Origin of the sequence: Pseudoalteromonas spongiae UST010723-006 (genome assembly GCF_000238255.3) — a bacterium.
Classification (GTDB): Bacteria; Pseudomonadota; Gammaproteobacteria; order Enterobacterales; family Alteromonadaceae; genus Pseudoalteromonas; species Pseudoalteromonas spongiae.
This window is the reverse complement of sequence record NZ_CP011039.1, coordinates 1481755-1506453: the sequence shown is the minus strand read 5'-3', so window position 1 is coordinate 1506453 and position 24699 is coordinate 1481755. Positions and strand designations below refer to the sequence as shown.

Annotated in this window: 25 protein-coding genes; 1 reads left to right on the top strand and 24 read right to left on the bottom strand. The window is 38.7% G+C overall.

Features of this window, described 5'->3' with window-relative positions; all coding sequences use genetic code 11:
• Positions 1-24 precede the first annotated feature (24 nt).
• The 21 genes from PSPO_RS07095 to PSPO_RS06995 form a co-directional block, all read right to left on the bottom strand.
• The gene (locus PSPO_RS07095) at positions 25-2052 is read right to left on the bottom strand and encodes an IPT/TIG domain-containing protein (protein ID WP_010560129.1); all 2028 of its coding nucleotides are present in this window, start codon (positions 2050-2052) and stop codon (positions 25-27) included.
• 72 nt (positions 2053-2124) lie between these two features.
• Positions 2125-2550 carry a hypothetical protein gene (locus tag PSPO_RS07090; protein WP_148665232.1) on the bottom strand — a complete coding sequence of 142 codons (426 nt, stop codon included), beginning with the start codon at positions 2548-2550 and terminating at the stop codon, positions 2125-2127.
• Positions 2551-2582: 32 nt separating this feature from the next.
• Positions 2583-3281, bottom strand: coding sequence for an IPT/TIG domain-containing protein (locus tag PSPO_RS07085; RefSeq protein WP_010560131.1), 699 nt, complete (start codon positions 3279-3281; stop codon positions 2583-2585).
• Positions 3282-3414: 133 nt separating this feature from the next.
• A complete protein-coding gene (locus PSPO_RS07080) occupies positions 3415-3870 on the bottom strand; it encodes a hypothetical protein (protein WP_010560132.1) in 456 nt (151 codons plus the stop codon).
• 46 nt (positions 3871-3916) lie between these two features.
• A complete protein-coding gene (locus PSPO_RS07075) occupies positions 3917-8080 on the bottom strand; it encodes an IPT/TIG domain-containing protein (RefSeq protein ID WP_010560133.1) in 4164 nt (1387 codons plus the stop codon).
• A 14-nt stretch (positions 8081-8094) separates the two neighbouring features.
• On the bottom strand, positions 8095-8898 hold the full coding sequence (locus PSPO_RS07070; protein WP_010560134.1) for a TadE family protein: 804 nt from the start codon (positions 8896-8898) through the stop codon (positions 8095-8097).
• Positions 8885-9388 (bottom strand): tetratricopeptide repeat protein, encoded by a 504-nt coding sequence (locus tag PSPO_RS07065; RefSeq protein WP_010560135.1) that lies wholly within the window; start codon positions 9386-9388, stop codon positions 8885-8887. The genes PSPO_RS07070 and PSPO_RS07065 overlap by 14 nt, the downstream gene beginning before the upstream one ends.
• Positions 9379-9723 carry a DUF192 domain-containing protein gene (locus tag PSPO_RS07060; RefSeq protein WP_010560136.1) on the bottom strand — a complete coding sequence of 115 codons (345 nt, stop codon included), beginning with the start codon at positions 9721-9723 and terminating at the stop codon, positions 9379-9381. The genes PSPO_RS07065 and PSPO_RS07060 overlap by 10 nt, the downstream gene beginning before the upstream one ends.
• The gene (locus tag PSPO_RS07055) at positions 9724-10587 is read right to left on the bottom strand and encodes a type II secretion system F family protein (protein ID WP_010560137.1); all 864 of its coding nucleotides are present in this window, start codon (positions 10585-10587) and stop codon (positions 9724-9726) included. It abuts the gene before it with no gap.
• A 9-nt stretch (positions 10588-10596) separates the two neighbouring features.
• Positions 10597-11445, bottom strand: a complete 849-nt coding sequence (locus tag PSPO_RS07050) for a type II secretion system F family protein (protein WP_010560138.1) — start codon at positions 11443-11445, stop codon at positions 10597-10599.
• Entirely contained in the window at positions 11438-13177 is a 1740-nt protein-coding gene (locus PSPO_RS07045; RefSeq protein ID WP_010560139.1) for a TadA family conjugal transfer-associated ATPase, read from the bottom strand. Before PSPO_RS07045 ends, PSPO_RS07050 begins: the two co-directional genes overlap by 8 nt.
• Positions 13178-13182: 5 nt before the next feature.
• Positions 13183-14478 carry a type II and III secretion system protein family protein gene (locus PSPO_RS07040; RefSeq protein WP_010560140.1) on the bottom strand — a complete coding sequence of 432 codons (1296 nt, stop codon included), beginning with the start codon at positions 14476-14478 and terminating at the stop codon, positions 13183-13185.
• A gap of 8 nt (positions 14479-14486) precedes the next feature.
• On the bottom strand, positions 14487-15374 hold the full coding sequence (cpaB, locus tag PSPO_RS07035; protein WP_010560141.1) for a Flp pilus assembly protein CpaB: 888 nt from the start codon (positions 15372-15374) through the stop codon (positions 14487-14489).
• A gap of 18 nt (positions 15375-15392) precedes the next feature.
• A complete protein-coding gene (locus tag PSPO_RS07030; RefSeq protein WP_010560142.1) occupies positions 15393-15623 on the bottom strand; it encodes a hypothetical protein in 231 nt (76 codons plus the stop codon).
• Positions 15624-16301, bottom strand: coding sequence for a hypothetical protein (locus PSPO_RS07025; protein ID WP_010560143.1), 678 nt, complete (start codon positions 16299-16301; stop codon positions 15624-15626). It lies immediately after the preceding gene.
• Positions 16294-17199, bottom strand: a complete 906-nt coding sequence (locus PSPO_RS07020; RefSeq protein ID WP_010560144.1) for a hypothetical protein — start codon at positions 17197-17199, stop codon at positions 16294-16296. Before PSPO_RS07020 ends, PSPO_RS07025 begins: the two co-directional genes overlap by 8 nt.
• On the bottom strand, positions 17200-18612 hold the full coding sequence (locus tag PSPO_RS07015; protein WP_010560145.1) for a pilus assembly protein TadG-related protein: 1413 nt from the start codon (positions 18610-18612) through the stop codon (positions 17200-17202).
• Between the two features lie 61 nt (positions 18613-18673).
• Positions 18674-18967: a Flp family type IVb pilin gene (locus PSPO_RS07010; protein WP_010560146.1), complete on the bottom strand. Its 294-nt coding sequence runs from the start codon at positions 18965-18967 to the stop codon at positions 18674-18676.
• Between the two features lie 28 nt (positions 18968-18995).
• The gene (locus PSPO_RS07005; protein WP_010560147.1) at positions 18996-19259 is read right to left on the bottom strand and encodes a Flp family type IVb pilin; all 264 of its coding nucleotides are present in this window, start codon (positions 19257-19259) and stop codon (positions 18996-18998) included.
• Between the two features lie 132 nt (positions 19260-19391).
• A complete protein-coding gene (locus PSPO_RS07000; protein ID WP_010560148.1) occupies positions 19392-19988 on the bottom strand; it encodes a response regulator transcription factor in 597 nt (198 codons plus the stop codon).
• Positions 19989-20002: 14 nt separating this feature from the next.
• Positions 20003-20722, bottom strand: coding sequence for a hypothetical protein (locus PSPO_RS06995; protein WP_010560149.1), 720 nt, complete (start codon positions 20720-20722; stop codon positions 20003-20005).
• 135 nt (positions 20723-20857) lie between these two features.
• Between PSPO_RS06995 and PSPO_RS06990 the strand changes: the two genes are divergently transcribed.
• Positions 20858-21763 (top strand): OmpA family protein, encoded by a 906-nt coding sequence (locus PSPO_RS06990; protein WP_010560150.1) that lies wholly within the window; start codon positions 20858-20860, stop codon positions 21761-21763.
• 68 nt (positions 21764-21831) lie between these two features.
• On the opposite strand, the gene PSPO_RS06985 is transcribed toward PSPO_RS06990, so the two are convergent.
• From PSPO_RS06985 to PSPO_RS06975, 3 genes are read right to left on the bottom strand one after another with little or no spacing between them, the layout of a single operon-like run.
• A complete protein-coding gene (locus tag PSPO_RS06985) occupies positions 21832-23034 on the bottom strand; it encodes an ABC transporter permease (RefSeq protein ID WP_010560151.1) in 1203 nt (400 codons plus the stop codon).
• Entirely contained in the window at positions 23027-23815 is a 789-nt protein-coding gene (locus PSPO_RS06980; protein ID WP_010560152.1) for an ABC transporter ATP-binding protein, read from the bottom strand. The genes PSPO_RS06985 and PSPO_RS06980 overlap by 8 nt, the downstream gene beginning before the upstream one ends.
• Positions 23812-24621, bottom strand: a complete 810-nt coding sequence (locus PSPO_RS06975; protein WP_010560153.1) for a DUF3025 domain-containing protein — start codon at positions 24619-24621, stop codon at positions 23812-23814. The genes PSPO_RS06980 and PSPO_RS06975 overlap by 4 nt, the downstream gene beginning before the upstream one ends.
• Positions 24622-24699 lie beyond the last annotated feature (78 nt).

Genomic DNA, 24699 nt, shown 5'->3' with positions numbered 1-24699 from the left:
ACGCCTTTCCTCGTCGGTTCAACCTTAATTCCATCTTGCCTGTTGAGACTGTTTTTTTGCCATTTCTGCAATTAAGATATCCCTAATTTGAACTAGCTTCATTTCTAATGCATATTCTTCATCAGTAAGGAAAACTTCATAATCCGAAGCTAAACCTTGCTCATAATATAAAATAATTTCTTGATATTCATCCAGCTCAACAAGTGTGTTTAATGCACTAGTTTTAAATGCGTCGTCTTTGTTTAAAAATAATGGCGTTAGGACATTTTCTTTAATAAAGCTTTCTAACGAAAGTTCAACACTAGTCTGACCTTTTAACAATATAGTTGATAATATTTCTTGCTCGTTATGCCAAATACTCACCTTGGTCTCATCAATGTCTACCACCAACTGTTCTGGCAAATCTTGCCATGAGGCAACCTCTTGCTTTGTAGGTAATACTTTAAAAGGTCCTGTGAACCCTTGATATACAGAAGGAATATCTACTGACGTTTGCAGTGATTTACTTTCGTCGATTGCAAAGAAGACCTTGTTACTCTTTCCATATGAGTTTTCTACATGTAAATAATTAGACTGTGTATTTTGTGGGACAATAAAACTAATAGAGTTATCGCTTTGCCAAGTAACCGCTGTTTTATATTCACCAAGCACTATTTCTGATAGAGAAGTAAGGTTTTCTCCATCTATAACAACACTGGTACCGGGTGTAGCCCGTTTTTCGCTAATAGAGTAAATAAGCGGTGTTTCTGGGTGTAGTAAATGCAGCTCGACACTATTAGTTTTGTACTCGTCGGTTGCAACAAACACAGTTAACGGTTCTCCACCCAGTTCAACTGATTCATAATTTGGTACGACAATAGTGAGCTTATCAGGGTCGTTGTTGTTAATCCTTTCGTTAACGATTGGTATACGTTTATCACCTTTAAAAACAACTACAGTGGCATTTGTTAAGTCTAGATTCTGGCCATGTAATGTAATAGGCCAAAAAGGACGGGCTGTGTTTACCATTGATTCCGACTCAGACAATGATAGAGTCACCTGAGTTAACACAGCATTAGTTTGTTGACTTGAATAATCAATAGGCGTTAGCGGAGCTTTATCGAATATATCGAGTACCCCATCATTGTCATCATCTATATCAACAACATTTATTAGTGAATCTCCATCGCTATCCAAAAGCTTTTCATCAGCCTCAAACGTTGCCTTGTCGGACGTACCATCGTTATCACTGTCCTTATCAATGAACGCAGGCAGTTTGTCCGCATCAAGATCCGTTGTTTTTTCAAACGTATCTTTTATGCCATCGTTATCACTGTCTTCATCTAACCAGTTTGGTACTGAATCATTATCACTATCGTGAGAAAATACATTGCGACTTGAAAAAGCATAATACTCATTGCCATCTACTACGCCATCACCGTCTGTATCTTGAACTAAGTGGTTTAAGCCTAGCGCTTGTTCCATTTCATCTGGCACGCCGTCTCGGTCTGAATCGATAAATGCGATAACCTCATATTCGAATAATTCATCATGAATACCATTCGCATCTAATATTGAGAAGTTCAGTTGTCCTTCTTCTTTTGGTCTGATATTAATCGCAGCACCCAATGGATTAACGGTATCTATTTTAAGTTTCACATGTTGAACAGCTTTACCTTCGTTAGTTAACACACCAACGGTTGGTGAAAATCTATCTGCTTGCTTCAAAACTATAAAAGTAATTAGGTCATCGTTATCAATAATCTCTTGTGTTACGTCAAATTTGAAATCATCAATATCAATATGTTGGTTAATGACCCCCTCTACTCTAAAAGGGACTGAACCAATATAGTTTGCTTCACCAACGTTATTGTTAAATTCTTCTTCTATGTGTTCAGGAAAAACCGCTTTGCTCTTGTCAAATGGAAAATCATCGTTTTCATCTAAAACGCCGTCGCCATCTTCGTCTTTGTTTTCCCAAGTGCCCTTAGGCGTTTCGAGTTGATTAAGTGGCGCTGCATACACGCCTGCGCTATATAATGTGAACGCTACTAACGCTAATCGAAAAATCATAACAATCCTTGTTACTTTATTTATGTTCACGGTTTAACCGTCATCATAAAGCGACTTTAGTAAATAAAAACGCTATAAGTGAATTCTCCACAAATCGCTATCTTTTATTTTTTCAAAAACACAACCGTCATGTGATGAAAATTTTTCCCCATTTGTCCAATTTATGAGTACTTCTGCGAAATTATCTTGCGTTTTATCTGAAAGACGCTTTTCTTTAACGATATAGTTACCGGCTTTTGACACTCTTTGTTCAAAGCGGGCTGCTTTCTTTAACAAAGCTTGCTCCGCTCTTTTAGCTTTATCACCTTCAAACCACACTTTATCTACAAATGACTTTAGAGTTTCTAAGTCTCCCTCTTTTTGCGCTTGTTGATAAACATCGCATTTTTCTATAAAAATTGGATCTTGGTTATTTTTTGCAGCGATACCGTAGTTTGGTGATGCAATTAGTGATGCGCTAGACAATGCTAGTGCAAACATAGTCCATCTAAATTTCATAACAGTCCTTGTTTAGCTTGATATGTGAATCGTTAATTATATTTGAATACGCGAATACTATTACTTTTTGCGAATTTATTGCGTACTTGCAAATACCCTTCACTACTCGACTCTGGCACTTTAAATGACAGGGAATCGTTTGACACTGCGAGAGGAGTAATGGTTTTAGCGCCAATTAACACTTTTGTATCTGTATCAAATCCTGTACCAGTTATGGTGTATTCTTTCCCTCTCGTTAAGATAACTGACGTGCTGCCGAAAATTAGCGGTGCGTCCGCTGCAAAAGGTTCGATATATAAGTCATTTGTACGCTTATCATTGCTGTAAACAAATAGCTTATATTTACCTTGCGGAACGCTAAGTTGAAAAGAAATGCCTTTATTGCTTAATTCGATCTGCTTTACGTTATAGCTTCGTACGTTATCGTAAATTACAACCACAGGGTCTTTAATCTTGTCGATGCCCATGCCGGTCAGTGTAACTGTATCACCGATGCGATAACGCCCTTTTACAATTTTGTTATTAAAGTTGCCTGATATTCGTGATAATTGAATTATCGGCAGGTCCTCAATCGACATTGTTTTAACTTTTTGCTGTGGCGAACTGTCATAGATATCAAACACTTTATCATGATCTGTGTCTTTTTCAGTTTGACTACTTAATACTGACCCAGATGCCATTACATTGGTTGTAAACAGCGAAAGAAATAATAAATTTGCTAGCTTACTCATCTTTACCCTTTGCTTAGTAATTAAATACACTGTTTTATCAGTTGAGGTCACGTTATTGTTAGAATCAAACTTGAGCGCAAGTTAACCTTTATACAAGTGTTAAATACTTCTCTAACCAATGAATTTTTGCGCTCTATTTAAGTAAGTTCAGCATATACCAGTTATTATCTATATAGCCAAACTCACAATAACCACCAACTGATTGTTCTTTTTGAGTTCTTACTATCGTTGTATCAAATGTATACCTGATTCGTAATAGCTTGGTGGCCCCCCATTTTTCATGACTCCTTCTAACTGAAGAAACCTTATGACTTTGAGGTTGCTTTATGAGCTCATAATCAGTTGTTTTAAAGTTTGCTATGCCGTTATATCGAGAGCCAAAGTACTTGTTATGTTGTTTAGTAACCAAACGTTGAAGCGCAGAGGTATTATTCGACAGTACCTCTGGTAAAAATGATTTAAACGTATCATAGTCTTGGTTCGTTACAATGTCTGACGCTGTTGCACATTGATTTTCTTGCTCACTATATTCCGAAGCGTATACGTGACTTAGTGAAAAAAAGCATACAACACAGAATAATTTTTTCATTACAACTCCTATAAAAGCCCTTAAAAAAGGGCTTTATTTAAATTAACTATCTCGCTGCACATTCGTCATCTGTTGAGCGTGCAAATTCAGATTGTTTTACCATTACTTGTTGTGTAACTGCATGATAATGAGTGCCTGATTGACCTACTTCTACTTGATAGCGCTTAACAACATCTGGACATAAATCTCTGCCTGACTGCGCATCACCGGAAACACTTATAACATCACCGCCGAACTGTATGTAGTAGGTACCAATTCCATCATCAGCTCGGATACCTGTAAGTTCAACTGAGTGTGTTCCCTCATCTAGAGATACATAGACAGGTCCTACTTTTCGTTTTGGAGAACTATTGTCATATTTAACCGCACCATTAACAGATAGTTTGTAAACGTCATCATTAAAGTTACCGTTGTCGCCAAATATAATTTCTAGCTGACTTGGGCCGAAGAAAGGATATTCGTTACTTAAATCGCCATTTACTTCTACAGTAATAAAGCCTGTTTGAACCTGATTCGGTACTTTAACTACGAGCACTTCGGTAGTGGCTGAAACAATCGTGGCACTGATCCGCGTGTCATTCGGGCCTGTGAAAGTGACTTTATTATCTGATATTTTCGTACTGAACCCGACGCCTTCAATTGTTACCTCAGTTCCGGGTGGCGCTTTGTTAGGTGTAACATTTGTGATTGAAAGACTAGAGCCAATTAGTATTTCATAACCTAGCTTTGCTTCATCGCCTCGATGTCTAACATAAACCGTAAGAGGACCAACTGCCTCTTCAATCTGCTGGATATTATCGAGTGTAAATGTTAGTTTTGTACCCTCTTTGTTTACATACTGAACATCAGTATCAAGCTCTTTACCCGTAACGCTATCAATAACAATTACTTCTGGTTCGTCGTCCCAAATCCCTTTTACAACAGCCATACCACTGCCGACAATCTCAAATGATTTTTGGGTATTATCTTTGAAAATTGTTCGTGGTGTAATGTCTGAAAGCGTTAGCCCCCACGAAACAACATAATCGATCTTTGTCGGAACCGCCGCCATATCTTTTAGTGTTTTTGCCATATCTATCATTGCGGACGCAACCATTGAGGCATCATATGCTGTGTCTATGGCCCCCCAACCAGGGAATAACTTTTTCGCAAGCTTTTCAGCGAGTGCCTTTCTAAAATCAGGCATTTGAATTTCATAGGCAGAAAGAATCGCTTGAGTAGCTGGGCCTACCGGTATGTTTGGTAGTTTACTCATATCCATCGTTAGGATTGGCTGAATTTCTTTCTTATAAAGTTCTTGACCAATATTATATGCAAGATCTTCCCAATCCTGCGCGGTCACAGTGTCCTTAGCGGCCAGAGCTTCAACCTGATCTGTGATTGCAGGCATATGCTGATACACTGCCATAATAACGTCACGTACCATTTTCGCTTTTGTTGCGTTGTCGGCTGGTATGCCAATTCCAACAGCATCAATTAGCGTATTGTAAAAGCGAATTACAATGTTATCGATGATCGTTCTAATCGCTAACATTTTCTTAGCTTTTTGGCCCGATAAATTATAACTTTCAGTACCTTTTAAACTAAAAGGACTGATGCCATAGATGCCATCTACTCCAGGCGTGATTATTTGATACAAGCAGTCTTTATAAACGCATTTATCAATTAATGAATCAGCTGACCAAAACTCTAAACCAAGGAAAGTACCACTCGTAGGCCCCATCATATCTTTATGATAAGGTGTATCGACATGCTCTTGCAGTGGGTTATTTAAAGCACCGTCTTTCAAGTTACCGGTCATGGGGTTTACCTCATATACACGATAACTTAAGTACAATTGGCTTCGGTTTTGTAACTCGACACAGCCATCGTAATTGAGCACTTCGTGCCATTTAGGGTCTACGCCTTCACCACACTTATGTCCGGCAACAAACTTATTCTCAAGAAAGGTAGTTGCCTCCATAGACATATCGAAAAGCGCCCAAGTTCCGTTGGTTTCAGGGTAAGAAACAATACTTGGTTCAATTGACGTATCAGTATTGGTAGAAATAAATTTATTTGTCGCGCCAGTTTCACCATTGGCTTTAGCAACTCGATGCTTTTCGGCACTGTTAGGCCTAGTTACTTTGTCTAAAATTTTACGTCCATATTGGTTCAATAGCGCAATACGCTCCTGACGAGGTTCGGTAAACGAGAAAAACGCCGAGTCTTGTTCTAAATAAGCCACAGACTGTTCGATATAGTCTTTATACTCCTCAAATTCAGCTACTTTCTCTAAAACTTCCTGTGGTCCAATACCCGCACCTAATAACATTAAATCAAGATAAGCAACCAGTGCTGAACTCGCTGTAGACTCATCACTAAATTCGATTTTACGCTGACCAGGAACCAACAATGTACTCAAATAAGTTTCACGCTCACCTTGTTGGTTTACTGTATAGCTATAAATCACTTCAGGTTGGCTACCGAGTACTTGGTGCTCAAATGTATTTCCTGTTATAGCGGAACCATGGCTAGGTAAAATTCCTCCGATATGGGTAATTTCCTTTACATTGCTTGACGTTACATTAAATTCAACATTTGTGTTCAATATGTAACTAACAGCGTTACTTGCGCCATGTGTGTTAGTAACCCAATATGAACCACCAGTGATGCCCTCTGGCACTTGCACCGTGATTGTGTTTTCGTCAATCAAGCTTGCTTTAGCCGCTTTACTACCAAAAAACACACTTGTGTCGTTATCAAAATTATCACCTGATAACGTTAACAAATCTTTTTCTTCTATCGTTCTAATCTCATTAGACAACAGAGGTAAACTTGATTCGTGTACAGTGAAAGGCATTTCCTCAGAAATGTAATCTCCTTCATAGGCTACTTTTAGATAACCATTACCAACAATATTTGGTACCTCTAACGTCAATCTATAATTATTATCTTGATCTTGTGTGATTTGAGGTTTTGAATTTGTTACGACGCCGTTTATTTTATATGACACCACAACATTCTGCGTTTGTTCTGTTATACCACTTACAATTAACTCAGCCTTGTCTCCAGCTCTAATAAAATCTCTTACCGTATAAGCTGTTGACGTTACATTATTCGTCCAGCGCAGCATGATGCCGTTTTCTTCTATAGCAGTAATACGCGACGCGTGTTCTAAACGCTTTTGGTCATATACATCAAGAATATCATCATTGTCATCATCTAAATCTAAGTGGTCGATAAACGAATCATTGTCAAAATTATTAGGATTCTTTGGGTCGCCACTTTCTAACTGGTCGTCAATATTATTTCCGTCCGAATCCCTATCAATGTAATTTGGGAAAAAATCGTTATTTAGATCGTTGATACCTTCAATTTCATCACTAAATCCGTCTCCATCCGCATCTTCATCGAACCAGTTTGGAATACCATCCTCATCGAAATCAATATGACTTGGTGCAGCCATAAGCGCGTACTCGAAGCCGTCCTTAATCCCATCTTTATCGTTATCTTGAGATACCAGACTAGAGCCAAATGCATATTCCTTCATGTCATCAAAGGCGTCTACATCTTCATCGGTAAAAACACTTACGTTGTAAATTAGGTCGCTTCCACCGGCGTAATTGTTATCCATTACACTTAGGTTATATGTACCGGCATTTTGAATTTGAAAGTTAACAATCACAACGTTTGGACTTACTGAACGATACATTTCATAAGATTCAAGCACTTCACCGTCTGCATTTGACAAATAAACTTGTGGTGAAAACCTTTGTGCATCTGTTCTAAAAATTGCGGTAATAAATTTAGTGTCTTGTACTTCAAACGCGAATAGATCACCTTTATCAAGGTTTGAAGAAATCACACCATTAACAATAAACCCATGTTCTAAGCTTACTGGATTAGCAATTGATGGATTGTCATTGGGTTCCTGTTCAAAGAACTCTGGATAACTGTTTTCATTAGGGTCGAAAGGTAAGTCATCTTCTAAATCAGGTGTACCATCCCCATCTTCGTCATTGTTTTCCCATGTACCTGTCGAAGGGTCGATTACATCTCCACCGTCATTACCATCAGTGCCATCATTTCCGTTTCCATCATCAGTCCCCCCATTTCCATCATCTGGTTGCACCGTGTCAGGTTCTGTTTCTATTGGGTCGTTACATCCAGCTAATCCGAGTGAAATTACACCACTCAAAAACATCGCTATAAGCGTTTTAGTCTTCATTAGTTGTCCTTTTTCTAATCTTTTATATCCGGTATAGATGAGTCTTGTTGTCTATATGGGGTTTGCATTCGTGCAATCGCATATGACTTAAGTGAAATGTAATACTCGTTAATATTGAATGTACCGTCAGCACCCGATACTAAGCCGAGCGCATTACAACCAAGTTGATGGTTACTCGGTACATAATTTACATATTTTGCGTCAAATGGATTAATAGAAACGTCGGTAAACGTTAAGATTTTACCGATTACCCAATTGGCAATTGGCACTTCAAGTTTTTTACACCAATTTACTTCTATCTTGAGTAAATTGGCATCTTGTACATTGAGAAACACATCACCTTTAATATGCTTTTGTACTGGATTTCGATACATTAAATTATCGTTCGGGATTTCATACCAGACATTGCCGCTGCCATCTTTTCTTAAAACCTTATGTTTCTCGTAGACTTCGTTGGTAGGGTGTAATTGTTTAATTTGCGCGCCTACCCCAAGCATATTACTCCCTTCAACATAAGCTCTTGCAAGCAAATAAGCCCTACCAACCTCAACACCAGACGACTCATCACGCATAAATAATGGCGTCATACCTTGTGCGAGCGCTTCTCGCATTTTAGCCATACTACCGTGATTTAATGTTCCCGATCTCACAGCATCAAACGTTGCAGCGTTTAATGTCATTTTGTCTCGGTAAATCGTCGCCCATTGAATCAAAAGCATAATTAATACAAGTACGATCGGAGCTAAAAATGGCAGACTGATTGAAAACTCAGCCATCGATTGTCCCACTTGCCCCCTTTTAACGTTATAAGTTTTCATAACTCGCTACTTTCGGTCCCTGATTTTTAGCCGATTGGATCCGCATTAGTTCAAGAAATAGTTGGTCCATTCTATCTTTCGCTGCGGTGTCTACCACCAAATGATTCTGCGCTTCAATTAAAACATCAGTTGCTTGTCTAACACGTGCAATCGCAAGGTTATGCCAAGCTTTTGCATGCTCGTTGTCACTTGATATACTGTTTTGATACGCATTAACTGCCGCGTCAAGACGGTTAGTGCGGGTGTAAATATTTCCCAACCGAAACCATGCCGGTGCATAATCTTTTTTATAAGAAAGCAATTGACGATAAAGCCCTTCTGCTAGTTCTAAATGACCAGATTTGTATGCTGTATCTGCGTTACCTTCTAACACCAATAAATCAATATTGTTCTCTTGTGCAGCACTTTTCGGTGCATTTGCAGTTGAACATCCATGAGTGAGTATTACCGCAAGCACGAATGCGATGCATCGAATTGATTTTAACCCCATGAAATTACACTCCCTTCTTTTAACTTTAGCTTTTCTGCATTGCCAGACTTTAGCTCCAATACATTTTTTGCGTTTTTGCATCGCGCGAATTTCCAAGGTGCTAAATGTTGATGTATTGACGTTATACGTCCTTTGGAATCCAAAAATACCGCATCGATATCGTAGGCCATCCACATTGTGTGAATGCTATTACAAGGCATAATAATTAGACCAAAATTATTTGATATTTTGCGTCCAAGCAATCCACGAAGGCGTAACCAAATTGAATCTGCAATACCCAAATCAAAACCTGATATGTACTCACCATCGAGCATCAATCTACTAACTCTCATCATTTACACTTCGTATATAAATTTCATAACGATTGGGAAAAATAAGATTGCAAATGTCACAGGAAATATGAATGCAACAAGCGGAAACACAAGTTTAACTGGCGCTTCTAGAGCCTTTTTCTCAGCACGTTGAAATCGTTCTACTCGCCTTTGATCAGCTTGTATACGTAACGTAGAACCCAAACTCGCACCGGTACGTTCAGCTTGTGCTAAAGCACTTACTAAGTTATTGATCTCACTTATATGGACACGCTCAGCCATCGATCTAAATGCGTCGATTTTGCCAACGCCAGAACGTAAATCTCGCATTACTTTTTCAAACTCTACTTTTAATGGACCATCAGGGCCTTTATCTACGGATTGTGCGATCGCGCCTGTTAAATTCAAGCCTGCTTCCACCGCCATAGTAATAAAGTCGAGATAAACAGGAAGCGCTTTAACTATTTTTAATTGACGTTTCTTTTTCAAATCACTTAACGTGACTAACGGTAAAAAGTAACCAGCAATCAACGCGAAAACAATATAGTCTAACGACACAGAGTCCAAAGCAGATAAACAAAACCATGTCATTAAACCGCATATCATTGACACAACAAGACGAATGCCAAAGTAGTCTTCTGCTGAAATAATGTAAGAAAGACCTGAAATTTGCAGTTTTTTATTGGTTTTAACCAAGTAATCAATTGGTAAACGTTCACCGATATAATAGGAAGCAATTTTAACCAAAGGCCATATAATCTTTAACGACGGTGGCAATGGATCCATAAAATCACGCGTATCTTCAGGCACTTCCTGTTTTATTTTAGTAACGCTATATATACCTAGGCATATTGATGCGCCAAAGAAAAAAAGTATCCAATAAACCATTTTTACCTTCTAAACATCTATGTTAACTATTTTCTGAATAAAGAAATATCCGATGTACAACATGACTGATGACCCCGCAATGACAATCCATCCCATCGGTTCTGTAAATAAGCGTGACATATGAACTGGCTCCATGTGATACAGCACGTATCCTAGAAAAATAGGTAAACACGTCATCACAATTCCCTGAATTCGACCTTGCGCAGTTAAACTGTCAATTTTACCTTCCATCTCAATTTTCTTTCTAAGAGTCTCGCCTAGACGTTCGAGCGTTTCGGCCAAATTGCCACCGATTTCTTTCGAAATTTGCATACCCGAAACGACGAGTTTAAAGTCTTGTTCAGGCATTCTTTCGACCATGTTGTCCAGGGCTTCCATAAAATCTACCCCCAACCGCTGCTCTCTTAAAAAGAGTGAAAACTCTTGAGAAATTGGCGCTTCAGCTTCCTGCACCATAGCCTCTATGGCGTTAATTAAACTTGAACCTGAGCGCATTGATGCGCAGATCATATTCAATCCATCAGGCAATTGTTGAATAAACTTTTTACGACGTCGTTTTTGTAAATACTTGTACAAATACGGCGGTAAAATAGCCATGCCAATAACCGCAATTAATGCTACAAACCATGCGCCTGTATAAGCCCACACGACAATAAAAGTAACAACCATTAAGACAATGTTTCCAACAAAAAGCTTTCCTGGTTCAATAAATAGAAACATGTCAGAAAGGTTACGCTTCGCATTGTATTTGAAGGTTTCATGGTATTTTTGCGCTAACTCTTGTGAAATAAAAGAGCCTCCGAACACTAAAATAGCAACGGATATACCAACTATTACCATCAATAAGACACTAGACATTTGGCACCTCAGGTTTGAAGATACTTAGATCTACATCAATACCACGATCTCGGAGATTTTCATAAAACTCAGGCACCATACCTGTTGCCATATAGTGCCCAACGACCTTCCCGTTCTGGTCATACCCTGTTTGCTTAAATTTGAAAATTTCAGACAATTGCAAGGTGTTACCCTCTACGCCGGTAACTTCTGTAATTGACGTAACACGCCTCGAGCCATCACTAAAACGTGATTGTTGAACAATCATATTTACTGCTGAGCCAATTTGTTCGCGTATCGCCATTATTGGTAAATCCATTCCCGCCATCATAACCATGACTTCAAGACGGGAAATACAGTCTCGCGGAGTGTTTGCGTGAGCGGTAGTTAAAGAACCATCATGACCCGTATTCATTGCTTGCAGCATATCTAACGCTTCACCGCCACGACACTCGCCTACTACAATTCTGTCCGGGCGCATACGTAAACAGTTTTTAACTAAATCTCGAATTTCAACAGCACCTTTGCCTTCTTGGTTAGGTGGCCTTGCTTCAAGTGACACTAAGTTTGGTTGGTAAAGTTTTAATTCAGCCGCATCTTCAACAGTAATAATGCGTTCATCATCTGGAATAAAGTTTGATAACACATTCAGTAATGTTGTTTTACCCGAACCTGTTCCACCCGAAATAACGACATTTCGCTTATTTAAAACAGTAGTTTTTAAGAAGTTAGCCATATTTTCATTCATTGAACCAAAGTTAATGAGGTCTTCTATCTCTAACTTTTTTTCCATGAACTTACGAATTGTGATACAGGGTCCCTTTAATGCTAATGGCGGAATTATTGCATTAACTCGAGAACCATCTTTTAAGCGCGCATCAACCATTGGCTGCCCTTCATCGATACGACGCCCAATTGGAGTCACTATTCGTTCAATTGCACTAAGCACAGCCTGTTGGTCGGTAAAGCTAATATCTGAAAGAAAAAGCTTTCCAGAGCGTTCATAAAAGATCTCATCATAAGCGTTTACCATAATTTCAGACACATTTTTGTCGTTGACAAGTGCTTCCAAAGGACCTAAACCAACAGATTCATCCAAAACCTCTTTAGCGAGCTCTTGTCCATCTATATGCGGAGGTACATTTAATCCTTTAATTATGTTTGAGATTAAATTTCCACTTTGAGAGCGCAATTCTTCATCGGACATTTCAGATACATTGACTCGTCTTAAATCAATTTGATTGATCAGTTCCTTGTGAACACGTCTACGCCATTCGTTACGCTCTCTAATTTTTTGTCGCGTCTCGTCGTTGTCACCTTGAGCCAAATCATGACCTTCTATTTTAGTTTCAGGCATTGGCTTGCTCGGAACTGAAATGTCAGTTTCGAGGTCTGGGCCTAAAGGTCTATTTGTTGACGCGCTTGTATTAAACGATTGGCTCGAATTTGTAGAGTGTTTGTTTTCAGCTTTTACGTAAATATGATAACCACCAATTTCGATTCTATCAGACTCAGATAAAGGTCCTGCAGACTCAATTTTTTGGCTATTAACAAATGTACCTGTACGACTAGCTCTGTCTTCTAAAAAAATACCCTCGGGACGGTAATATAACTTAGCGTGTTCTTTTGACACTTTAAAACCATGTAGTTTAATGTGGTGATGCTTGTCTTTACCGATTAAACAAGATGGTTCACTACAACGAACGGTGCCTACATCTGTGCCCTTAGCTGTTTTTATACTTATCTCAAACATAATAATTAATCCAAGATATTAAACATTTCGAGCTTTTCAGCGTCACCGATCAACTCTTTAGCACGTTTTAAGCGGTTTTTATGAGATTCGTCCTCAATTGGCACTATTTTTGGTGTAACTAGTATCACAAGCTCACTTTTCTTGTCGATAAAGTCGCGAGATTTAAAGAGCTCTCCTAAAATTGGAATGTCGCCTAATAATGGCACCTTATTAACAGATTTCGACATATCACTATTCACAAGCCCCGAAATTACAAGTGTTTCACCATTTCTTACATTCACAACTGATTCGGTTTCACGGGTTTGAAAACCTGGATAACCGGCAACCGTAACCGATGGGTCGATAGCACTAACTTCCGCTTTTACATAAGACACGATGTTGCCGCTTTCATCTGATGTCGGCTCAATTTCTAATTTAACGCCATACTCTTTATATTCGACATTAAGCCCACCATTAGAATCAGTAATTGGGATAGGAACTTCACCACCCGCTAAAAACTTTGCCTTTTCGCCGCTTCGAGTGCTTAACGTTGGTCTTGCCAACGTACGAGAGTCGCCCTGCTCGTCTAACAATTGAATTTGCGATGCAAGTCCTGTCACAATTCCAAATGACGCATAACCGTTGCCTCCGATTGCAACATCACCGATAGACTCAACAATTTTGTCGCCAATGTCACTTTGTGTATATGTTGCAAATAAATCGTTATGCACAAAGTTCTTTACTCCACCATAAGCAGGGCCTGCCATAGAATTGTCCCACTTTACACCAACATTTTTTAATGTGTTGTTACGCATTTCAACAATTTGCACATCCATGCGGATCATGTGTTTAAGATCAACTGATTGAGGAGATAAACTCAGCATTGAAGTTAAGTTTGGAATAACCTGAGACAATTTAAGCGCTTGTTTCATTGTTTCGCTACTCACCTCACCCTCTAAAACGACTAGTGAGCCAACTTGTTTGGCGCTTACACCAGGTAATCCTGCAACTAGCACTCGTACTTGCTCGACAAGTTGCTCCATATTGACCGAATCTACGTTGACATAAATCTTTTTAGTATTGTTTGCCTCATCCCAAATTTGAATTTCAGTCTGTCCAAACTCTTCTGCAATAAGCAGTAAGCGGTTGTCATCTAATACTTTTGCACTAACGATGCCACCTTTACCAACCACTACTCGCGTAACTTTAGAAACCGGCAAAACCTCTATGGCACCCACATGCATATCAAGTTTAATACTTGCCAGCAAATAACTAGGAAAAAGCGCTACGACACACATCGCTAAATAAAATAAACTTCTCATTTTTATCCCTAAAACTTGTTATTCACATTATTTGCGAATGATTTCAATGTACTTAAATTTTCTTTAATTTTATTTTGGCTATTTACGCCTTCAGCGATACCACCGCTGCCACCAATAATGTATTCAACGTGATGCTCTCTTTCATTATGTAAAAAAACATCCGCCTCTTTTACAAGGCGATTTGTAACTTTAAGTTCATCAGTACGATTTCTAAGTAATGCCACAAAGTTTCCATATTCTTGTGCCAAAGATACTCGGCCTGCGTCTTTAACTGACAGATCCAACGTCACTGTAGAGTAATCTTCGCTTTCGCCAAAAATGCTTTGCTTGATCTTGTCTTTCTCGGAAATGCTCTGACGCCCTGTCGCCAACACTGTCACACGCTCTAATATTAAATGAAGGCTTTTTTCGTCTTGGCTTTGAGATAAATACAAATCGATGAAATCACCAGGTTTTAACATGTTTGCATTAGAGTTATTTTCATTAATATTTATCGTTACTGCGCGGCGCCCGTCTTGAAGGATGTCAGAGAATTGCTGCTGGCCCGTTTTTGGTACGTAAGAACGTAAAATAGGTTTTCCTGGTTGTACGTCATTCAGCATAATTTTGTTCGCAATTTGACCGAAGTCATTTGGGTGCACTGCGTCATCTGGCACATAGTCACTTGGGATTTCACGTACAACAACTGACTCAGGGGTTATTACATCACCACGTGACAAAGGTGAAACCGCCACTACTACAGGTACCTTTACAATGTCGGTACGTGCATACTGTTGTTTGATCTCCCCCTCTTTTACTTTTAGATAGTTTCCCACTGCCCAAGCGGCAATGCCACCTAACAACAGTGAAACGAATAACAGTATCCAGTTTCTATCCAAAAACTTTATAGACTTCATGTAACTAAAACCTCTTCCTTAGTTGTTTGTTATGTTTGTAGGGATTGGTGTTATGCTTTTTGCATAACTATACGCAGCGTAACTTTCTTTAATTTTTATCGTTAAGATTTCAATCGCATTTTTACCTTGATGCTCTTGTAAAAAACCGCCCAACTCATTACTTGGTATTGGCGTGAGTAACGCAGCTACGAGCGCGCCGGTAACAACGAAAAACTCGACTGCCGATTGTCCTTTTTGTGTCCTTTTCATCTATATATCCGTGTCAACTTTAATTGCGGTAACAAAGGTTTGGTTATTTTTTCTTTCAAAGGTTACATTAAATTCGTTAGGCCCTTTACGAGCGAGTAAAACGCCCATTGTACGCTTTGGATGCACTTGTGCTTTCTCGACCGAAAACCCTTTCTTTTGAATAAACGTTTGATAAAAATTCATATTTTTCGAAATCGTACGGTTATTCTTTAATACCAAGGTGTTTGAATATTTTGCGCCGTCTTTTGCTTTAATGTTATTTAAAATCTCGCTTCCGCTTGGGCTCGGTAAGTCTTCAATTTTTCTAACTATTCGTTTTAATGAGTTTGACGGTTCTTTTGATACCGAGACTACAGCGATTGAGTGAGGAAAGTGTTGAATAACTTGTGCAGTATAGAGTGCGTTATCATAAAGTTTACTTACCACAGTTTCGGTTTTTAGTGCAGTAACGCCAAAGTTGTTACCGTTTCGCTTCCATTGCTCAGCATAAAACTGAGCATGCTCTTCACGGCTCATTTTACTCTCTACTTGCCAAATAGAGACTTGTTTACTATCGATAAAAAGGTCGTGACCAACTACTTTTACTGACGCATCGTTCGGAAAATCAAGCGTAAAAGCATAAATTTGATTACAAAAAACAAGAGTGAATAGAACAAAAAAAACGTTGTACTTATTCATTTCGATACCTTTCCTTAGGAAGCTCTTCGATGGCTATATGTCCAAATTTCAAGTCACTGGGACCTAGCTTTTTAACAATTGGAATACCTGATTTTGACAATAAATTACGGGCCTTGTTTAAGATGTCACCATCTAAGAATGACGACGGCACAAGACCACGTACTTGGTTATAATTGTGTTTTGGTCCGCCGACATTCCAACCATCGGCTAAAAGTGACAGTGAGCTATTCATTACAAACTCAAATTCGCTACGCCGCTTGGTTTCACGACCACTGATATTCGACGGCTGGTTCCGATAGCGCTCATCCTCTAGTAATAAATGACTCGCGATTTGTATTGACGAGCGACCCGTATAAAAGCTTTTATCATTGAAGTCCGTACCCCCCAATTCAAGCAGGTTTAAAGAACCATTGGTGATACTTGAAATTTTACCCGGCGCTTTTCCGTTTCCTGACTCAACCTTGAAAAACTGTTGTTTGCTTTGCTCTGCATTAGGATTAAAAGCTGCGAATAGACTCTGAGCATCATTACGTTTCGATTGATTAAATTGGAATGTTGCATAACCATGTTCTTTTGCATTCCAAACCAGTGATGACGGCAAGCTAGAGTTAATCGCTTTTTCTATTTTACCAAATACCCTATCGGGCACCTCTTTTGATATATCTGTTGTTTGCTTTACTGCCAGTCTACCGTATCCACTATTTGCGTAGTTCTCAGGTCCTTTTTCTAACCATACGGTTTTTTCAAACGCAACATAACGGGCGGCCATATCGTTGTAATGTCTCGCTTCAATGAGCTTTGAAAAATAGGGTAAAATTAGCATTAACGGAGCAATAACAAATGCCAACAATACTGATAGCTCGACAAGCGACTGTCCTTTATTACGTGAAATAAACATTTAGGCACCTGCTAAGTTAAAGGAAGCTAACAAGAGAAGAAGATCTCTACGCTGATTATTATCGATATCGGATAAGGTATTTTGCCAGTAAGGGTTATATAGATTACCGTATTCAAATTTATTGTTTTTCCACAGGTCGTTCGCTCGATAATAATAAATCCGAGCTTTTGACGCTGATGATTGTTGATTTCTCGGCACTTGTAAGTGTTCTTCAATATTGATGTCTACTTCTTTAGTCGTCGCCTCGTTAATAGTGCCTATATTTAGCGATTTTGAAGATTGAATATCATTGATTGATTTCGACACAACAATTGTTACTGGTGGCGCATCATTTGATTTGTTAATTTTTTTTATCGAATAGAAATCATAAATGCCACCGTATGCATTATTGAACTCCGATTCGTTGTACCTTGCTCGATTTGATGCATCGCGATTTATCATACGCGAGCGCCCATAATATTGGCGGCTTCTAAACTGACCTGTATCTTTATCCTCGCCAGCATGTGCTGCCCCCCAGCCGATTTCTAATTCGCTGCGACGACAACCTGAGCTGAATAAACTTTTTTTAAACCATTCTTTATGCCAACTTAATGTGTCCATTGATGTCCACGTTTCTGGGTCATATCTACCATTGTTAACAAGATCTGTACCGCCTGCCTGTTTGGTCCAGTAATTCATACTCATACCTAAAAAGCAGAAACTAATAATGTCTATCGTAAAAGGGAATGGCCACTCATGTGAGCGGTTTTTCATAAATGGGTCTCGAGAATTTAATATAACTTTATAGAAATCGTTATACCTGCCTGAATTATCTTGGCGGTTGAAATCTCCTTGAAACCCACGCCAATCATTAAAAAGTGTATTGGCTAAGGTAGGAGCAGCAATCGCATCAAGAGATGCGTGGTTATCATTAACTTTGATCACGTCATTAAGTGATTCAATCATGGTCGCTGACGAGGCGTAAGCCATAATATCTTGCGACATAGAAAGGGCGTTATTCACCAAATCAGTCGCTCTAACAGCAATTTCCATTCCTGGCTGAACAGCCACTTCATTAATATTATCTACCCACGCTTCAGCCTGAGAAAAAACAGGCCCAACGTAGGGAATATATTTAGCTACATTCTCAATGTTATCAATTGTTTCGACAAGGAAGTTGAACCATGACGCTACACCGACATATTGTCCCACTGCAACATGGTTGGCGATCATTGCGCGATTGGTGTACGCCTTAAAATTTAATTCCCTCACTAAATATTGAGAACTACTTAAGACCGCTGCGTCTGCAGTGTTCTGTAGTCTCGTTTTATGAAGGTTTTGTTGAGAAACGTTATACAAATAAAGTATGAACAGAACAATAATTGGCAGAAACATGAGCCCTACAACCAACGATTGACCACGCTGCTTTTTCATTTTCATCTCCATATGTAGTTCTAGGAAGCGAAACTCCCTAGAACTATTTAACTAACAATCCCTAATCGACGCCACCAGAACCACTACCGCCACCACCTGACGCTTTATTTGCGCCTTCATTGTAGTTTCCAAGGTTGTAGTTCTTATTAGCTGTGTTGCTCGCGTCATCTGCGGCGTCTTTCGCTGCTTGGATTTGATTGCTTGAATCGACACCCGATATTTCAGTTGAAATCGCAGCAGCTTGGTTGCGGACCGTTTTCCCGAAAAAACTGTAAACACCAATTGCCGCTACCGCTATTAACGCAACAATAATGATGTATTCAGTCATTCCTTGACCATGTTGGTACCGTTTCATAACCCACCTCAACTAAATATGGTTTAGCTTAGTTTGATGACTTATTAGCAGCTTCGTTGTAGTTACCAAGGTTGTAATTCTTATCCGCTACCTTAGCTCCGTCTTCTGCAGCCGTTTTAGCAGCTTGAATTTGAGTTGACGAATCAGTACCACCAACTTCTGTTGCAAGTGCTGAAACCTGGTTACGTACTGTTTTACCAAAAAAGCTATACACACCAATCGCTGCAACCGCAATTAAAGCAACAATAATAATGTATTCGGTCATACCTTGACCAAGTTGACGTTTTTTCACAATTTTCTCCTTAAATAGAATAAACGCAACAAAATGATACGTGCTTTAGAGAGAATGCTCTATTCACCAAATGGAGGATTAGATTTTGTTACAAAATTAAATAAGGGTAAAAAACTACTCCGTTTGGCGTACTTAAAAATACGCAGTTTTACTTATGATTTGCGTTCTGTTTTTTGCGCCCGTTTTCTTCAAAATACGTTGCACATGTGTTTTTACAGTTGCCGGAGAAATCGCTAACTCTTTCGCTATTTCCTTGTTCTGAAGACCACTTTGAATGTAAGTAACTATTTGATTTTCTTTGCGAGTAAGCGCACTAATAGGTTTAAATTCAAGCACGCGATTTTGCAAATATTCCAACGCAATCGTAGACAATGCTGCCCTACTATAAATCAGCTCCACATTGCTTAACAAAAGTTGTAGTTGATCGATAATTTGCTGTGGCGATCGTGTGGTATCTATAATTCCGCGATATCCTTCTCGCATATACACACATTCCTGCTCTAAGCTAATCCGTTTTGATAGCACCACAATCGAAGTTTTATCAAATTGACGAGTTAATTCGTCTGATAAACAATCAGACTCGACGAAGCAAACAGCATTGAGTGTATTATAAATTTTTATAATACTGTCGCCTGGCATTACAAAGCGCACTTTAACGTCAATTAAGCAAGCACATTTAAAGACCTTGCTCGCAAGATCATGCTCTTTACCAATAATGTAAAAATCCATTTTAATCTCTGATATTAACGTTTAGACATTTGATAGTTTTTTGGTAGGTTCTCTAAAAAAAGCGTGTTATTCATGCGCTCAACAGATTTTAGTTTAAATGTTAACGCATACATTTTGTTTGTATATTTTGAAAACATCATTTGAGGTTTTTCACTCAACATATACAAAATATCGAGTGGTAAAAAATCAATTAAGCCCATTTTTGCGAGCGCCATTTTTTTACGTTCTACAACTGCGTGTTTTATTAGTTTTAACTCATCAGTTGTTAATGAATACTGGTTACCTAAAACTGGCGTTACAATGTAAAGTTGCTCACCCTCATTTTCAGCGACAAAGACGTTGCCTTGTTTTTCAAAATCTAAAAAACGTGGGTACCCAGATTGTTTTTCCATTTGTAAAAGTAATTGGTGAAATTCGTCATCCGACTTTTTCCAATTCATTTGCTTTTTAACACGATTTTTATAACTTTTATCGTCCAAAACATAATGCTGTTTAGAATCGTGTTTATATAGCGATGATGTTCTTTCGTTAAACAATACGACTTCTGTCATGTCGTGTTGTGCTTCAATATTTAGATCAAATCGTGTGGCTTCGGCACTAATCCATAACTCACTGTTACCATAGGGCGAATCATCATGAAGCACTTGATAAGTTAACTTAATTGATTTCGCATGTAGAGAATTACACAAAGAGAATAATACGAATACAATGGTCGTAAGTAGGCTACGCAGCATAGTTTCAATCCTTGAAGCATTTTTCAGAAATTAGAGGTTTTACTTAAATCTTTTTTATGGGAACATATTATTTTACATTTTGCAACGCTTTGTAATTTAGTAACTTTATAAATTCAGAACAACATAGGACGTGTTATGAAAATCAACCCCCTTGCTATTTGTGCCACAATAGCAATTTCTGCATCATTCGCTTTAAATGCTAAAACCAATCAACTAGCGCAATTTATGTCGAATATTGAAGGGTCTTCGATAACCCATCAAGATTACAAAAAGTACGTTAAAAAAACCGTATTGGTTGGGTTTGAACAAACTGGCTATCAAGGTAAAGATGTCAAAGGTTCACTGAGCTCAACTAGCTATAGTATTCCACTTGCGTTGAGCGAAGTGGATGTTGTAGAGCAATATCAAGCAGCGCTTGAAAAAAGTGGTTTTACACTATTAAGTCAATGTTCTGCATCGGCATGTGGCAGTATCGCGAGTATGGCTAACGCCTTAGGTATTTCTGCTCCATTTGGATTTGATGAGACACAAGAGTTTCGCTCTTTTGCCATTAAAGACGACCTTTATGTCACCATTTATGCAACGGGTTACGATAAAGCGCGCAATCTAAATGTGCAGGTTGTGGAAAAACGCAATAATGATTCAACGGTATCTGTCGACAAGGCGTATATCGATTCGCTTATCGACAAACAAGGAAAGTATCAAATCCCCAATATTCAATTTAAGTTTGACAGTGATGAGTTAACCGAATCTTCGGGTAAAAGCATCGAAAAGCTGGCAACTTACCTAAAATCTGTGCCTAATCAAAACTTCTATTTAGTCGGTCATACGGATGACAGTGGTAATGCTCAGTACAATCAAACATTATCGAAAAAGCGCGCCTTGGCTATTCAAACTAAGTTAAGTGATTTAGGTATTGAGAAATCGCGTTTAGTTGCAATTGGTGTCGGTGAGTTTTCACCTAAAGAAAGCAATGCATCAGAAAACGGGCGTTTATCTAACCGCCGTGTCGAGCTAGTTAAACGCACAGACTTGCTCTAAACAAAAACGCCCAACCTGTGTTGGGCGTTTTACAATTCCATTTTTTAAAATTGTTATCTAACCAATTGTTATCTAAATAACACTTCTTCTTTTTTAAACCAATGTACGCATGCAGCCATTAATACACCAGCTAAAACAGCAGTAGCAATAAAAATCATACCAACATAGCTATAATCTACTGTGCCTTTAATAATTTCTTTAATTGCTAATGCAACATTGGTAATTGGCACCATAGCTGTACTCATGCTGAGTTCCATATTTGGCATCATGGCAACAATCAGCGGTAAAAACGCCAGCATTGATAATGGTCCCATATAGTTTTGCGCTTCTTTAAACGAACGTGCATAGATTGAAATCGCAAGCACGAGTGATGAAAATACGCACGCAAGTGGAATTAGCAGTAATAAGATCAAGGCAAAGTCCATAAAACCTAGCATTGAAAATGCATCAGTTATTTTTTCAACGTCAAAGAAGCTACTTGCCAACTTCATCCAGACTCCCATACTGGCAACGGTTATTAATGCCGTGGCAAGTGAGGTAAAAAGTACTGTAAAGAACTTGCCCAATACCAGTTCGGTACGTGGAATTGGTGTAAGCAGTAGAGTTTCTAATGTACCGCGTTCTTTTTCACCCGCGCCTAAATCAATGGCTGGATAACTTGCACCAGCAAGCACTAACGGGATCAATAAATATGGAATTAACGCGCCGAGTTTTTCACCTAAGTTTTCACGTAAATCGGCGGTATCTACTTTTTCTAATACAACAGGGTTCAATAGTGATTCTTGATGCTCTTTCGCAATACCGAGCTTGTTAAATTGCTCACTTTGTAATGTTTGCGAAAACTCTTCCGCCATTTCTTTAATGCGGGTAAAAATAAAACTCAGTGATGACGCATCGTTAAATACAATTTGCCATTCATTACTGCTACCATTTTCCAACGCGTCGCGCGCATCTGAAGGAATAACAATACCGACATCAATTACTTCGTCTTTCACCGCTTGTTTTAATTCTTCAACGGTTTTGAAGTCACCTTCTACTAGCTTAAAGTTTTTATGAAAAAACAATTTGTCTTTAAATTCAGGTGCGTACTCAGCGTTTATAATTGCGTAATTATGAACCTTTTGCTCAGCCTCTAAGGCTGCTTTACTCATTAGAAAGCCCATCAGCGCAAAAATCACCGGAAAAATTGCAACCGGTAAGGCAACGACAAAAATAAGGGTTTTTCTATCGCGCAGCAGTTCTTTTAACTCTTTTAAAAATACCTCAAACACTTTGTTGCTCCTTCAAAATCGTTAAAAACGCATTGTTTAATACATCGCTTTGGCCACGTGCTTTAAATTCATCAATCGTACCATCAAAACAGGTAATGCCTTTATCAATAACACTTACGCGTTCACATAAAAGCTCAACTTCATCTAAATGGTGAGTTGAGAAGATAACCGGTGTGCCCTGCGCTTTAATACTTTGAATAAAGCTAATAACAGTTTGCGTTGTCATAATATCAAGGCCCGTTGTTGGCTCATCAAGCACAATCACTTCGGGGTTATGCACTACTGCACGGGCAATATTGGTTTTTTGCTTCATGCCGGTTGATAAATGCTCCGCTCGCTTATCTAAAAAGCTATGCATATCAAGCATTTCAAATAACTCTTCACAACGCGTTTTTACCGCTTGCTTATTCATGCCATGAAGCCGTGCAAAATACTCGATGTTTTCCTTCGCCGTTAAACGCCCGTAAAGTCCGGTAGAACCTGATAAAAAGCCAATCTTTTTACGTGCTTCAAGTGGCTTTTTAACAACATCTATGCCGTTAATTTCAATTTTTCCAGCATCAGGGCCCAATGCAGTTGAAAGCATGCGTAATGTCGTAGTTTTACCGGCTCCATTTGGTCCTAATAAACCCAGTACTTCACCCTTGTTACAGGTAAACGACACATCACGAACTGAGTGAAAGTAATCTTTGTCTTCTCTAGGATCCTTTTTTTCTTGGTTTTTTACTTTGTGATCTTTAGTAAGCTTAAAACGCTTTTTCAGCGCCGACACTTCTATCATTTCAACTTCCTTCGTTTAGGACGAAAATAATCGGTATTTTCGTAAAATGCTTTTTCTTTGTTTTGCTCGTACCAATTTGGTACGCCAAGTAACGGTAATGGAAACAAACTGCTGTTATCGCAAAGAATGTCTTCGTTTTCAATAAGATTTTCAAGATAACTGTCTAGCCAAGCATACCTATCTTTCAGGCATTTTGGCATTAATTGATGTTCAACGGTGATATACAGGGCTTTTCCGGTTAATCCAAGGTAAGGGCGTGTTGCCATTTCGTAATTTGCATGGCCAAACATAAACGGATAAATCGTACTGTGCCACTGTTCACGCTGATTATAAAAACCTTCGACCCATAAGTGATTTTTCAATAAATCTGCCTGTGCTTGGTCACATACGACTAACACGCCGCATTCATCCAATAATGTGATAGCATTGCGCTTTTTTGAGCGCTCGGTTTTACCATGTTTATTTATTTGCTCAATATGTAATTGATTAAGCAATGCCTTTGTCTTTGGAAAGAGTAACCAAATAAAGGCACCAAACAAATCGTGCCAGTTCTCCAAACGCGTTGGGATCTCTCCCTTATCAAAAATGATTTCTTCGTAATAACCGTGTTGCCAGTCAACATCGTCATTGGCAACAAATGAAATTTGCTGGTTATTTCGGTTTGTTATGTTTATAGCTAAGGAGTTTAGCCAATCAAGTGTTGGCCAGTTGGAAAATTGCGTTAAATTAAATAAGGCGTTTAAATCGTCAAAGATCCCATGATGTAAAAAATCAGTCGTCCAATGTGCTGGGGCTTCAAATTTCATTCTGGTGATTTAAAAAGTAAAAACTAAAACGCGTACTTTAACGCATTTACTAGCACAACACTAAACTAGTTTTTATAA